Below are 12987 nucleotides of genomic sequence, written 5' to 3'. Positions count from 1 at the left end.
CCAAAGAAGCACACCATGAGCACCCCAGAAGCTGTCAATCCTGTTGTTCGCGATATCCAGAGCCAGGAAGACTACAACCCGCTGGCCAAGCAGAAGGCCGCGGCCAAGCTGTCGCGCATCCCGGTCAAGGTGGTGCAGGGCGAGCTGCTCAAGAAGCCCGAGTGGATTCGCGTCAAGGCCGGCAGCCCGAGCACGCGCTTTTACGAAATCAAGGACATCCTGCGCAGCAACAAGCTGGTGACGGTATGCGAGGAAGCGTCCTGCCCCAACATCGGTGAATGTTTCGGCAAGGGCACGGCGACCTTCATGATCATGGGCGACAAGTGCACGCGCCGTTGCCCCTTCTGCGACGTCGGCCACGGCCGGCCTGACCCGCTGGACGTCAACGAGCCCGAGAACCTGGCCAAGACGATTGCCGCGCTCAAGCTCAAGTACGTGGTGATCACCAGCGTGGACCGCGACGACCTGCGCGACGGCGGCAGCCAGCATTTTGTGGACTGCATCACACGCATCCGCGAGCTGTCGCCGCAGACCACCATCGAAATCCTGGTGCCCGACTTCCGCGGCCGCGACGACCGCGCGCTGGAGATTCTGAAAGCCGCGCCGCCCGACGTGATGAACCACAACCTGGAAACCGCGCCGCGCCTGTACAAGGAAGCGCGCCCCGGCTCAGACTACCAGTTCTCGCTGAACCTGCTGAAGAAATTCAAGGCCCTGCACCCCGACGTGCCGACCAAAAGCGGCATCATGGTCGGCTTGGGCGAAACCGATGAAGAAATTCTGCAGGTCATGCGCGACATGCGCGCGCACAACATCGACATGCTGACGATTGGCCAGTACCTCGCGCCCTCGACCAGCCACCTGCCGGTGCGCCGCTACGTGCACCCCGACACCTTCAAGATGTTCGAAGCCGAGGCCTACAAGATGGGCTTCACCCACGCCGCGGTCGGCGCCATGGTGCGCTCGAGTTACCACGCCGACCAGCAAGCCCACGCCGCTGGCGTGTCCGACGCCGTCTGACATGGCCACGCCGCAGGGCTCGCTGTCGCTGCGCCAGTACGGCGCCTCGCCGGGCAGCCATGCGCATGCGCACTTCCAGGTGCTGCTCGGCCTGGACGGCGTGCTGGAGCTTGAAGTCCAGGGCCGCGGCCAGCGTATTGGCTCGGGTCAGGGCTGCGTGATTGCTCCCGGAGAACGCCACGACTTCGAAGCCCGCAGCGGCAGCCGCTGCCTGGTGCTGGACACCGCCCAGACAAGCTGGGCCGCGTGCCCCGTCCAGCCCGCACGGCCGGCGCAAGCCCTGGCGCTTGCCCACTACCTGGCACAGGCGCTGGCGCAGCCGGCCAGCCTGGCGCAGCACTACGGCCCGCTGCTGTTGCTGGACGCGTGGCGCGTTCCCGGCCCCGCATCCAGGCGGCGCGAGCGGCCCATCGACTGGGCCCGGCTCACCCACTGGACACGGCAACACCTGCACGAAGCACTGAGCGTGGCGCAACTGGCGCAGCAGGTGTTTCTGAGTCCCTCCCGGTTTGCCGAACGTTGCCGTGACGAAACCGGCCTCAGCGTGATGCAGTGGCTGCGCAGCCAGCGGCTGGCGCTGGCCGTGCAGCTGCGTGACGGTGGCCTCAGCGTGGCCGAGACCGCGCAGCGCTGCGGCTACCAGTCGCCCTCGGCGCTGACCGCCGCCCTGCGCCGGTTGCGCCCCCACTGAAAACAGCCACGCCGTTGTTTTGAGACGGTTGATCCGGCGTGCGCGACGATGTGGTGCGCGGCCCGCGACTATGCTTGCGCCATGCCAGCCAATCTGTACGCTTTGGGCGCCATCGCCCTGTGGGCCAGCCTCGCCTCCCTCGGCGTGTCGCTGCGCCACGTTCCGCCCTTTCTGCTGACCGGCGTCGCCCTGCTGGTCGGCAGCCTGCTTGCGCTGCCCTTTGTGCTCAAGGACAGGCGGCAATGGCGCATTCCGGCCAGCACGCTGCTGCTGGGCGTGTATGGCCTGTTCGGTTTTCATTTCCTGCTATTCATCGCACTGCGCCACGCGCCGCCGGTCGAAGCCAACCTCGTCAACTACCTGTGGCCGCTGTTCATGGTGGTGCTGGCGCCGCTGTTCCTGCGCGGCGTGAAGCTGCGCGCCGCCCATGTGCTGGCCGCGCTGCTGGGTTTTGCCGGCGCCGCGGTCGCCATTCTCGGCGCGCGCACCGGTAGCGCCGGCGGCGGCTGGGCTTGGGGTTACCTGCCGGCGCTGGGCTCGGCCTTCATCTGGGCCAGTTATTCGCTGCTGACCCAACGCGTGCCAGCCTTTCCGACCGCGGCCATCGGCCTGTTCGGCCTGGTCTCGGGCCTGCTGTCGCTGCTGTGCCACTGGGCACTGGAGCCGTCCGCGGCGCTGTCGGGGCGGGACTGGACCCTGATCGCGGTGATGGGGCTGGGCCCGCTGGGCGCGTCGTTTTTCCTCTGGGACAAGGCGCTCAAGCTCGGCGATGCGCGGCAAATCGGCATCCTGAGTTACGTCACACCGCTGGGCTCGACCGCGCTGCTGATGCTGGTCAGCGGCCGCGCGCTGAGCTGGAGCATCGGCCTGGCGGCGGCCATGATCATTGGTGCCGCCGTGCTGGGAACACGAACAAAATAGCGTCTCAGCCCTTTGTGGACGGGCGTCAGCAGCTATTCTTTCAATAGCAACTGGACACGCAGGCCGGTCGCGGCGTTGTCCACCTGCAGCCGGCTGCCATGCGCCTGCGCCACCAACTGGCACAAATACATGCCCAGCCCCACGCCGCCGGTGGCGCGCTGGCGTGCGCTGTCGGTGCGGTAGAAAGGTTCGGTCAGGCGGGCCAGCTGTTCGGCACTCACGCCGGGGCCGAAGTCGCGCACTTCCAGCAGCACGCCGCCGTCCTGGCGGGTGAGCGTGATGCGCGGCGGCTGGTCGGCCTCCGCGCTGTAACGCAGGGCGTTGTCGAGCAGGTTGCGCAGCAGCAGGCGCATGCGTGTGCGGTCCAGCGCCAACGCGGGCAGGCCCGCGGCCAGGTCCAGCGTCACAGCGGCAGCGTCGGGCATGTCGGCCACCACCTCGCGCACCAGCGCGGCCAGGTCCACCGGCTCGCGCTGCAGCGTCGCATGCGGGCTGGCCAGGCGTTCACTTTCGAGCAGGTCGCTGATCAGGTCGCGCATCTCGTTCAGGTCGCGCAGCAGCGCGGCGCGTTCGCGCTCGCCCGCGGCGCTGCCGTCGGCGCTGGTGGGCAGCAGCTCGGCATTGAGGCGCGCGCGTGTCAGCGGTGAACGCAACTCGTGGCTGAGCGCCAGCAGCAGGCCGCGCTTGGCGTCCAGCATGCCCTTGATGTCCTGCGCCATGGTGTTGATGCGCTGCGCCAGGTCGCCCAGCTCGTCGCGCCGGCGCAGCGGGATCGGCGCGTCGAAGTCGCCGTGGCCGAAACGCTCGGCCCCCGCACCTATGTCGTCCAGCGGCCGCAGCAGGCGCCGCACATAAACATAGGCCGCCGCAATCAGGGCCAGCAGCAGCGCCAGCGTGATCCAGCCAACCGGGCTGTGCGGCCCACGCTGCCAGGGTACGGTGCCCAGGCCAAAACTCACGCGGTGGCCGTCGGCCGTGGGGCGGCTGAGCCAGTCCCCCACGCGGCCGCCAAAACCGGCTCGCTCGCGGTGCTCCGGCCGGTCCGGGTGCGACTGCCAGTTCACCTGCGGCCCCTCGATGCGGATGGCAATCGGCAGCCGTTCGGCCAGCGCATGGGCCCGGGCCACGTCGGGCGGCGTGCCGATCTCCTGCACCAGCCGGTCCATGTAGTCCGCGACCAGCGGCCGGGCGGCATCACGCCAGCCGGTGGAAAAAATCCGCTGCATGCCGCCCATGAACACGGCCGCCATGGCCAGCGCCAGCAGCAGGAACACCGTCACCAGCCGCAGCCGCAGCGAATGCCGCCAGCGGCGGCGGGCCGCCGGTATGGCCTGTGGATGTGTCATGGCGCCGCAACCTTGCCCACGGCCAGCGTGTAACCCGCGTTGCGCAGTGTCTTGATGCAGTCGAGCGGCTCCAGTTTCTTGCGCAGCCGACTCACCACGATGTCGACGGCGCGTGTGTAGAGGTCCGCCTCGTGGCCGCGCAGCCGGTTCAGGATGTCGTCGCGGCTGAACACCTTGCCGGGCTCGGCGGCCAGCAACGCGAGCAGCTCGAACTCGGTGCCCGTCAGGTCCACCGGCTGCCCCTGGCGCAGGACCTCGCGCGACTCCAGGTCGATCACCAGATCCTGGAACACCCGGCGCGGCTGGCGCGCCGGCGCGGGCGCCACCCGCTGGCGCCGCAGGATGGTCTGCAGGCGCGCCACCAGCTCGCGCGGCTCAAAAGGTTTGGGCAGGTAGTCGTCGGCACCGAGCTCCAGGCCGACCACCCGGTCCATCACGTCGCCACGCGCGGTCAGCATCACCACCGGAATGTCGCTCTCCTTGCGGATCTCGCGGCACAGCGCAAAGCCGTCCATCTCCGGCAGCATGACGTCGAGGATGGCCGCGTCGTACGTCGTGGCACGCAGCATGGCCAGGCCCTGCCCGGGTCGCAGGGCGCTGTCGAGCACCAGGCCGAAACGCGCCAGGTAAGTCGCCAGCGGTGCGGCCAGGTGTTCGTCGTCGTCGATCAGCAGGATGCGGGGCATGTCGCCATCATAAGAAGGTTGCCTGATGCACCGCGTCCGGCGGCTCAACCATGGCGGCCCCAGCGGCGGCCGCGTTCCATGAACTCGCGCACCTTCTGCTGTTGCTCGGGACGCAGGTTGTCGAAGAAGTCGGCGGCAACGGCAATCACCGCCGGGCTGCCGGCCTGCAGGGCGGCGGTTTTTTCGTCAATCAGCTTCTTGGCACCGGCCTGGTCCAGCTTGCTGCCGGCGAACAGGGCGCGCATGTCGGCGCGCGGATCGCTGGCACCACGCAGCGCCGCGCGCTGGGCCTGCAGCTTGTCGGCCAGCACCGCCAGCTTCTGCTTCTGCGCCGCGTCCAGGTCCAGCCGGGAGCCGATTTTCTCGACCATGCGCGCGCGCGATTCCGGCGAAGCCTCGGTACCGGACTGCCAGCCGCCGGGACCCCGATGTGAACACGCGCCCAGACTGCCGACGATGAGCGCGCCGCCGAAAAGACCCAACAGTGTTTTGCGGAGAAAGGGTTTCATGGGGTGACCTTGCAAAGAAGTGGATGAAGACTTGCATGGTGCGCGTGCTGGTGACGCGGGGGGTTTCACGCCGGTTGCGGTGTGTTTCGCTTTGTTTCGGGATTGAAGTCACTGCGGCATCACGCTGCGCGTCACTGATGTGTCGGGCTGGGCCGAGGAGCGCAGGCAAAAGCGGATCAGGGCTCGCGATTGTCTGAGCCGAAGGCGAGTTCGAGCGAGACCCCGCTTTTGTCGAGCACCACAGGTTGCCCGCAGCGAAGCGAAGGGACCCAGACCATCGGGTCGCCTTTTTCTTTGCTTACTTTCTTTTTGGCGACGCAAAAAGAAAGTAAGTTGCCGCCGGGCAACCCCCGGCTTGCTGGCGCACCACAACCAGCGGATGCAAAGACGGCTTCAACAAGCTCAGCCCGAACGGTGGTGGTCGTCCAACATGGATCCCGGATCAAGTCCGGGATGACAGCCAGGGTGGCTGTGAACGATTCAATCCGCTATTGATTCAATAGCTGCTGGCGCCTATTCAATAAGGGCTGGCGGCCTATCTGATTTCTAACGTCGCGGCATTTCGGCATCAGCCGGCCAAACCAACACTCAAGTATTCACAGGAAACAAGGCCGCGTCCCTTGGCGGTCGGGCGCCGCCAGCTATCATTTCAATAGCTAAATCGACTGCAACATGGACGCCGGGTCCTCGCAGGCCAGCACCTGCGCAGCCCAGGGGGCGAGCTTGCCGGCGTCGGCACGCAGCACCTGCTGCTTGACGGCCAGGATCTGCGAGGGATGCATGGAAAAGCTGCGCAGGCCCAGGCCCAGCAGCAGCCGCGTCATGCTGGTGTCGCCGGCCATCTCGCCGCAGATGCTGACACCCTTGCCCTGCGTGTTGCACTCGGCAATGGTGTCGGCAATCAGGCGCAGCACCGCCGGGTGGCAGGGGTCGTACAGGTGCGAGACGGATTCATCGGCGCGGTCGATCGCCAGCGTGTACTGGATCAGGTCGTTGGTGCCTATCGAGAGGAAATCAAAGTACTTCAGGAACAGCTTGAGCGTCAGCGCGGCCGCCGGTATTTCAATCATGGCGCCCAGCTGCACCGGCCCGTAAGCCACGCCCTTGTTGTCGAGTTCGGCGCGTGCATGGTCGATCAGCGACAGGGTCTGGCGGATTTCGCTGCCGTGGGCCAGCATCGGCACCAGCAGGTTGACCTGGCCGTGCACCGCCGCGCGCAGGATGGCGCGCAGCTGCGTCAAAAACATCGGCGGGTCGGCCAGGCTCCAGCGGATGGCGCGCAGGCCCAGCGCCGGGTTCAGCTGACCGTCCTGCACCCGCCCCGCGAGCTTGTCCAGCGGTTTGTCCGAGCCGATGTCGACCGTGCGAATCGTCACCGGCAGGCCCCGCATGCCTTCGATGGCCTTGCGGTAAGCCAGGTACTGCTCCTGCTCGCCGGGCAGGTTGCCGGGCCGGCCCATGAAGAGAAATTCGCTGCGGAACAGGCCCACGCCGACCGCACCCACGTCCACCGCGCCGGCGGTGTCGTCGGGCATTTCGATGTTGGCGAGCAGCTCGACCTTCTGGCCGTCGATCGTCAGGGCCGGCGTGTGTTTGAGCCGGTTCAGGCGCTGGCGCTCGAGTTCGCCCTGGCGCTGCTTGAAGCCGTATTCGGCCAGGATGATGGGCGAGGGATCGACGATGAGCACGCCGGCGTCGCCGTCGATGATGACCCAGTCGTCCTGCTCGATCAGCTGGCTGGCACTGCGCGCGCCCACCACGGCCGGAATGTCCAGGCTGCGCGCCACGATGGCGGTGTGCGAGGTCTTGCCGCCCACGTCGGTCGCAAAGCCGACAAACAGGCTTTGCTTGAACTGCAGCATGTCGGCCGGCGCGATGTCGTGCGCGATCAGCACCAGCGGCACGTCCATGGTGTCGTCCAGCAGCAGGTCCTGCTGGCGCGGCAGGCGGTTCGCGGCAGCTTGCGCGGCCGGCAACACCGGCGAAGCCACGCCCTTCATGAACCCGAGAATGCGTTCGACCACCTGCTCCAGGTCGGCCTTGCGCTCGCGCAGGTACTCGTCTTCCATCTCGTCGAACTGCCGCGCGATGATTTCGTACTGCGTGGTCAGCGCCCATTCGGCGTTGTAGAGCCGGTCGACGATCCAGTGCTTGACGCCGCTGATCAGTTGCTCGTCCTGCAGCAGCATCAGGTGCACGTCGAGCAGCGCGGAGAGTTCGTGCGGCGCGTCCTTGGGCAGGTCGCGCTGCACCCGGGCGATTTCCTCGGACACCGCATCGCGTGCCACGCGCAGACGCTGGATTTCTTCAATCGTCTTGGAGGCGTCGATGAAGTAGTGCGCCACATCGGCCCGGCTCGACGCCACGAGCACAGCACGGCCTATCGCCACCCCGCGCGAGACAGCCAGGCCATGCACGGAAAAAGTCACGACGCTTCCTCCACACCCGGCCGCGATGCGCAGCGAGCCGTGCAAAGCCAGTCCGAGCCGCGGAACCGGCTTTGCCGGGCCGCAGGCGGGGCGGCCCCCTCGGGGGGCAGGGAGCTACACGAAGTGAGCGACCGTGGGGGCACTAGTCACTCTCCTTCGCCGAACTTGTCGTGAATCAGGGCCAGCAGCGCTTCCATCGCCTGTTGCTCGTCAGCCCCATCGGTTTCGATATCGACGGTGCTGCCGATGCCGGCGGCCAGCATCATCACGCCCATGATGCTTTTGGCGTTGACGCGGCGCTCGCCTTTGGCGATCCAGATCTCGCAGGGAAAGCTGCCGGCGAGCTTGGTCAGCTTGGCCGAGGCGCGGGCGTGCAGGCCCAGTTTATTGTTGATGGTCGTGCTGGTCTTGATCATGGTTTCTGCGTACCTGGTTCTGCGGTGCGGTGATGGCCACCTGCATCACGCCCTGCGTTCCGCCCATCACCGCCCGGGCCACCAGCGCGTCCAGCGGCTCGTGGCGGTAGGACACGGTGCGCAGCAGCATGGGCAGGTTGACGCCGGTGATGAGCTTGGAGTGAACACCATCGACCAGCTTCTGCGCCACATTGCAGGGTGTGGCGCCAAACACGTCGGCCAGCACCAGCGCGTGCGAGGTGCCCATCTGCTTGAACACAATGCGCGCCTGCGCCAGGGTTTCTTCGGGCGGCATGTTGGGCTGCACGTCCAGTGCGGCCACACTGGCCGGGTTGTCGGGAAAAACATGCAGAACACATTGCCGCAGGGCCGAAGCCAGCGGAGCGTGGGCGATGATGAGAATGCCGTTCATTGCGGTGAATTATCGGGGGTGGGGTCTGCTTTGGCGCCGTGGAAGAAGGCATACGATGCGAGACAACAACACAAAAACACGGCCAGCGCCGCCTGAAAGCTGGCCACGTCGGCCAGCCCCATGGCCTGAAAAACGTCAATCAGCAGGCCGATGCCCCACTGCATGACAAACACCCCGGCAAAAATCACGAGGTTGTAGGCGGTCAGCGCGCGTCCGGCCAGCGCCTGCGGAAACGCCATGCCCACGGCCGGCTGGGCCAGGCCCAGCACGCTGGAACTCATGCAAAACAGCGCCCAGCCCACCCAGCCGGTGGCCGGTCCGGCCGCGATATTGACGGCGAGCACCACCAGGCTGACCGGCACACCCCAGGTGATCAGGCGGTTGGCGCTCCAGCCATGCTGCGCGAGCCACGGGTTGACCAGCCCCCAGGCCCAGAAGGTGACCAGCATGCAGGCGTTGATCCAGAACAGCCCGGTGGCGGCCTGCAGCGGCGTGTAGCCGGCCACCCGGACCATCCACGGCCCGGCCCACAGGGTCTGCATGGCAATCACACCGCCATAGTGAAAAAAGGCCACCGGCGACATTTTCTGGAAATAGCGGCTGCGCCAGACCTGGGCGTAACTGGCCTGCTGATGCGACACAGAGGGAGAAGCCACCGCGGAGGCGACCTTCCATGACGGGACCACCCAGGCAATCGCCACCATGGACAACAAGATCAGCGCCGCCAGAATCCAGAACAGCGGCCGCCAGCCGGTCAGCGGCATCAGCCACTGCACCGGCAGGGTGGACGCCAACATGCCGAGCGAGCCGGTCATCAGCATCCAGGAGTTGGCGCGCAGCAGGGTGCCGGCGTCAAACCAGCGGCGGTAACCGGTCAGCGGCGCCATCAGGCAGGCGCTGACCCCCATGCCCATGCCGATCCGCGCCAGCAGCAGCCCGCTGAAACTGGTCGCCATTGAAAACGCCAGGCAGGCCAGCACCGCCAGCCCCAGAAAATACAGGATCACACGTTTGGGCCCATGCCGGTCCAGCCAGGTGCCTAGCGGCAGCTGGGTCACTGCAAACCCCAGGAAGTAACCGCCGGCCAGCAGCCCCAGGTCGCGCGCATGCAAGGAAAACTCCTGCGTGAGCACCGGCGACAGCGTGGCCGTGATGGCCCGCACCAGCGTCGAACAGAAGTAGGCCGCTGCAAACGCCAGAAACACCACGATGGCGGCGCGCCGGCTCAGGAGGCCAGACGCGGCAGCTGCGGCCGGCAGGCGCCCGGCGTCCCGAACGGCGCCCATCAGCGGGGGGTTCCGGCGTCCAGCTGGAGGCTGGAGAAAAAGGTTTCGGCCACCTCGGGGTCCATCTTGTCGGCGTAGATCACCGCCTGAAAAACCTGCCGGCCTTGTGAAAAATACGCCGCCTGGCTTTGCACCGCCCGGCCGTTGGCGCGCTGGCCGCTGGCCCGCACCAACACGGCTGGCGGCAGCGGATCCGCGCCGGGCAGCTTCAGCGGGCTGGTTTGCCCGCCGCCGGCGGCCTTGAGGTTGGCCAGCGTGGCGGTTTGCCAGCCGGCCAGCACGGCCGCCGCCTGTGCCGCGTCGTCCAGCGTGGCCACCGCCACGGCAAACGTGGCGTCGCCGGCATCGCAGCCCAGCATGGCCAGCTCGGTCGGCCGCCCGCCCAGCGGCACGCTGCGCTGGGCCTTGTCGGGTTTGCAGGGCAGCAGCAGGGTCAGCGCGGTGTTGTCCGGCCGCACTTCGCGCCAGTTGAAAACCGGATTACACGCCGTGAGCAGAAGCAGCAACAGACTGGCCGCCGTCACGCGGACCATCAAAGGAGAGGTCATCAAAGGGGTCAGGGAAGGGGAAACCGGCGCCATGGTCTTTTCTGGAAGGGGAGCTCTGACTTTACAGGGATTCGCCACAACAACCTCTTTTGGGGCAATCCGGCGCTGCAAGCCGGTAACGCACCGATTTGGCGCCTGGGTCGCCCGACCCTGCGAAGCATCGCGCACCAAGCTGGGCACGATGTTTGCTCATAAGCTGCCATGTTTGCAGAAACCGCCCCGCTGTCCGCACCCATGCACCTGCCTGGCGCCGACCAGCCGGTCTGGCGCGACAAGCTTTCGCAGTTGCTGGAATCCACCGGCGAAGGCATTTTCGGCATCGACATGGACGGCTGCTGCACCTTCATCAACCGCGCCGGCGCCGAGCAGCTTGGCTTTGCGCCCGCCGAAGTCCTCGGTAAAAACATGCACGAGCTGGCGCACCACAGCCATGCCGACGGCGCGCACTACCCCGAGCACCTGTGCCCCATCTTCAACGCCTTCCGCATGGCGCTGCCCTGCCGCATCGACACCGAGCTGTTCTGGCGCCGCGACGGCAGCGCGTTTGCGGTTGAATACTCGTCCTACCCCATCGTCGATGGCGGCGTGGTGCAGGGCGCGGTGGTCACCTTTGTCGACATCTCGGCACGCAAGCGGGCCGAGGAAGCCTTGCGCCACGCCAACGACGTGCTGGAGCAGCGCGTCAGTGAGCGTACCCAGGCGCTGTCCGAGGCGCTGCAGCAACTGCGCGAACTCTCGGCCTACACCCACACCGTGCGCGAGGAAGAGCGCACCCGCATCGCGCGCGAGGTGCACGACGAGCTCGGCAGCCTGCTGGTGGCGCTGAAGATGGACGTCGGCTGGCTGGACAAACGCCTGGGCGAGCAGCAGCAGCGGGAACCCGTGGCGGCTCAGGCCATGCGCGACACCATGCGCAGCAAGTGCCAGAACATGGGCCGGCTGATCGAGGCCGCGGTGGACAACGTGGGCCGCATCATCACCGACCTGCGCCCCAGCATCCTGGACCACCAGGGCCTGTGGGCCGCGCTGGACTGGCAGGCGCACGAGTTCGTGCAGTCGGCTGAACTCGAACTCGACTGGCAGATGGACGTGGAACGCGCCGTGCCGCTGCCCGAGCCTTCGGCCATGGCGATTTTCCGCATCTTCCAGGAAATGCTCAGCAACGTCGGCCGCCACGCGCAGGCCAGCCACATCGCCATCACCCTCCTGGCCACGGCCAGCGAGATCAGCATCCGCGTGCAGGACAACGGCAAGGGCGCAGCCGCCGCAGCCTTTGAAGCGGCCAATGCTTACGGCGTGATGGGCATGCGCGAACGCGCCCGCCATCTTGGCGGCAGCCTGGAGATTTCAAGCCAAATCGGCCTCGGGTCCTTGTTCCACCTGCGCATCCAGCTCCCAAAACCATAGCATCATGACGCCATTGAACATCCTGATCGGCGACGACCACCGCATCGTGCGCGAAGGTCTGAAACAGGTGCTGGCCGACGCCCCCGAGATCACCGTGGTGGCCGAAGCCGAGACCGGCCCCGACATCCTCGAGAAGGTCGACGCGCTGGGCGGCCACGCCGGGCTGGCTGCCGTGCTGCTCGACATCGCGCTGCCGGGCCGCGACGGCATGGACGTGCTGCAGGCCCTGAAAAAAGCCTGGCCGCAACTGCCGGTGCTGATGCTCAGCACCTACCCCGAAAAACAATACGCGGTGCGCTGCATCAAGCTGGGCGCGGCCGGTTACCTGAACAAAAGCGCGAACCCCGACGACATGATTGCCGCGGTGCGCAAGGTAGCCAACGGCGGCATGTATGTTTCAGCCGTCACGGCCGAAGCGCTGGCCAGTGCCGTCGGCGGCAGCGGCGGGCGCAGCGGCGCCGAAGCCCTGTCGCACCGCGAACACCAGGTGTTCCGCCTGCTCACGGCGGGCAAGTCCGTCGGCGAGATCGGCACGCAGCTGGGCCTGGCGTCCAACACCGTCAGCACCTACCGCCTGCGCATCCTCGAAAAAACCGGCACCAAAAACGATGTGGAACTCGCGCTCTATGCCGAGCGCCACGCCAACACGCCTGCCGGCGCCTGAGCCGCGCGCTTGTCCTACGGCCACATGGGTGCCTGCTGACTCACAGGGCGCCCGCCGCGCACCATGCTGGTCACACGGTGCCGCCGGCGCCACCCAAGGAGAATTTTCATGACCACCGTCAACGACGTGATGACCCGCGATGTACGAACCCTCACCTCCGACAGCACCATCACCGAGGCCGCCAAAGCCATGGAAGAACTCGACGTGGGCGTGATCCCCGTGTGCGAGGGCGACAAGCTGCTCGGCATGGTGACCGACCGTGACATCGTGGTACGCGCCGTGGCGCAAGGCCTGGACGGCAACACGCCGCTGGCCAAGGTGATGAGCACCGACATCCGCACCGCCCGCGAAAGCGACGACCTGGACACCGTGCTGGCCGACATGGCGTCCAGCCAGATCCGCCGCCTGCCGGTGCTGGACGGGGCTGAGCGCCTGGTTGGCATCATTTCCATCGGCGACATCGCGGTCAAGGGGCAGGACGAAGAAGACGTCGGCCAGTCGCTGGGCGAGATCTCCTCACCTGCCTGAGCCAACCCGACCCACTTCCTTGTCATTGCGGGCTTGACCCGCAATCCATGCCTCGTGCGCCCGCTTGCGGTGGAACGTGCGCATGGATCCCGGATCGAGTCCGGGATGACAAGCATGCTTGCAT

At 66.9% G+C, this 12987-nt stretch carries 14 protein-coding genes; 6 read left to right on the top strand and 8 right to left on the bottom strand.

The window, feature by feature from the left end; translation table 11 throughout:
* Positions 1 to 15: 15 nt before the first annotated feature.
* The 3 genes from lipA (at position 16) to B7X65_RS20665 (ending at position 2632) form a co-directional block, all read left to right on the top strand.
* A complete protein-coding gene (gene lipA, locus B7X65_RS20675) occupies positions 16 to 1020 on the top strand; it encodes a lipoyl synthase (protein WP_293596159.1) in 1005 nt (334 codons plus the stop codon).
* Position 1021: 1 nt separating this feature from the next.
* A complete protein-coding gene (locus tag B7X65_RS20670; RefSeq protein ID WP_293596158.1) occupies positions 1022 to 1711 on the top strand; it encodes an AraC family transcriptional regulator in 690 nt (229 codons plus the stop codon).
* A gap of 81 nt (positions 1712 to 1792) precedes the next feature.
* Entirely contained in the window at positions 1793 to 2632 is an 840-nt protein-coding gene (locus tag B7X65_RS20665) for a DMT family transporter (protein WP_293596157.1), read from the top strand.
* Between the two features lie 32 nt (positions 2633 to 2664).
* Here B7X65_RS20665 and B7X65_RS20660 read toward each other — a convergent pair whose 3' ends face one another.
* The 8 genes from B7X65_RS20660 to B7X65_RS20625 form a co-directional block, all read right to left on the bottom strand.
* The gene (locus B7X65_RS20660; protein WP_293596156.1) at positions 2665 to 3978 is read right to left on the bottom strand and encodes a HAMP domain-containing sensor histidine kinase; all 1314 of its coding nucleotides are present in this window, start codon (positions 3976 to 3978) and stop codon (positions 2665 to 2667) included.
* Positions 3975 to 4664, bottom strand: coding sequence for a response regulator transcription factor (locus B7X65_RS20655; RefSeq protein ID WP_293596155.1), 690 nt, complete (start codon positions 4662 to 4664; stop codon positions 3975 to 3977). The genes B7X65_RS20660 and B7X65_RS20655 overlap by 4 nt, the downstream gene beginning before the upstream one ends.
* A 44-nt stretch (positions 4665 to 4708) precedes the next feature.
* Positions 4709 to 5173: a Spy/CpxP family protein refolding chaperone gene (locus B7X65_RS20650; protein WP_293596154.1), complete on the bottom strand. Its 465-nt coding sequence runs from the start codon at positions 5171 to 5173 to the stop codon at positions 4709 to 4711.
* Between the two features lie 656 nt (positions 5174 to 5829).
* Positions 5830 to 7602 carry a phosphoenolpyruvate--protein phosphotransferase gene (gene ptsP, locus B7X65_RS20645; protein ID WP_293596153.1) on the bottom strand — a complete coding sequence of 591 codons (1773 nt, stop codon included), beginning with the start codon at positions 7600 to 7602 and terminating at the stop codon, positions 5830 to 5832.
* Between the two features lie 146 nt (positions 7603 to 7748).
* Complete coding sequence (locus tag B7X65_RS20640; RefSeq protein ID WP_293596152.1) at positions 7749 to 8018, bottom strand: HPr family phosphocarrier protein; 270 nt, start codon at positions 8016 to 8018, stop codon at positions 7749 to 7751.
* Complete coding sequence (locus tag B7X65_RS20635) at positions 7987 to 8430, bottom strand: PTS sugar transporter subunit IIA (protein ID WP_096671163.1); 444 nt, start codon at positions 8428 to 8430, stop codon at positions 7987 to 7989. Before B7X65_RS20635 ends, B7X65_RS20640 begins: the two co-directional genes overlap by 32 nt.
* The gene (locus B7X65_RS20630; RefSeq protein ID WP_293596151.1) at positions 8427 to 9716 is read right to left on the bottom strand and encodes an MFS transporter; all 1290 of its coding nucleotides are present in this window, start codon (positions 9714 to 9716) and stop codon (positions 8427 to 8429) included. The genes B7X65_RS20635 and B7X65_RS20630 overlap by 4 nt, the downstream gene beginning before the upstream one ends.
* Entirely contained in the window at positions 9716 to 10264 is a 549-nt protein-coding gene (locus tag B7X65_RS20625) for a hypothetical protein (protein WP_293596150.1), read from the bottom strand. The genes B7X65_RS20630 and B7X65_RS20625 overlap by 1 nt, the downstream gene beginning before the upstream one ends.
* A gap of 201 nt (positions 10265 to 10465) precedes the next feature.
* Here B7X65_RS20625 and B7X65_RS20620 point away from each other — a divergent pair, with 201 nt between their 5' ends.
* The 3 genes from B7X65_RS20620 to B7X65_RS20610 all read left to right on the top strand — a co-directional run bounded on the left by B7X65_RS20620 (position 10466) and on the right by B7X65_RS20610 (position 12863).
* Positions 10466 to 11671 (top strand): PAS domain-containing sensor histidine kinase, encoded by a 1206-nt coding sequence (locus B7X65_RS20620; protein WP_293596149.1) that lies wholly within the window; start codon positions 10466 to 10468, stop codon positions 11669 to 11671.
* Positions 11672 to 11675: 4 nt separating this feature from the next.
* Entirely contained in the window at positions 11676 to 12335 is a 660-nt protein-coding gene (locus B7X65_RS20615) for a response regulator transcription factor (protein ID WP_293596148.1), read from the top strand.
* A 108-nt stretch (positions 12336 to 12443) separates the two neighbouring features.
* On the top strand, positions 12444 to 12863 hold the full coding sequence (locus B7X65_RS20610) for a CBS domain-containing protein (RefSeq protein ID WP_293596147.1): 420 nt from the start codon (positions 12444 to 12446) through the stop codon (positions 12861 to 12863).
* Positions 12864 to 12987 lie beyond the last annotated feature (124 nt).

The sequence above is a fragment of the Polaromonas sp. 39-63-25 genome (genome assembly GCF_002278925.1).
Taxonomy (GTDB): domain Bacteria; phylum Pseudomonadota; class Gammaproteobacteria; order Burkholderiales; family Burkholderiaceae_C; genus Polaromonas.
This window is presented reverse-complemented; position numbering and strand designations above follow the sequence as displayed.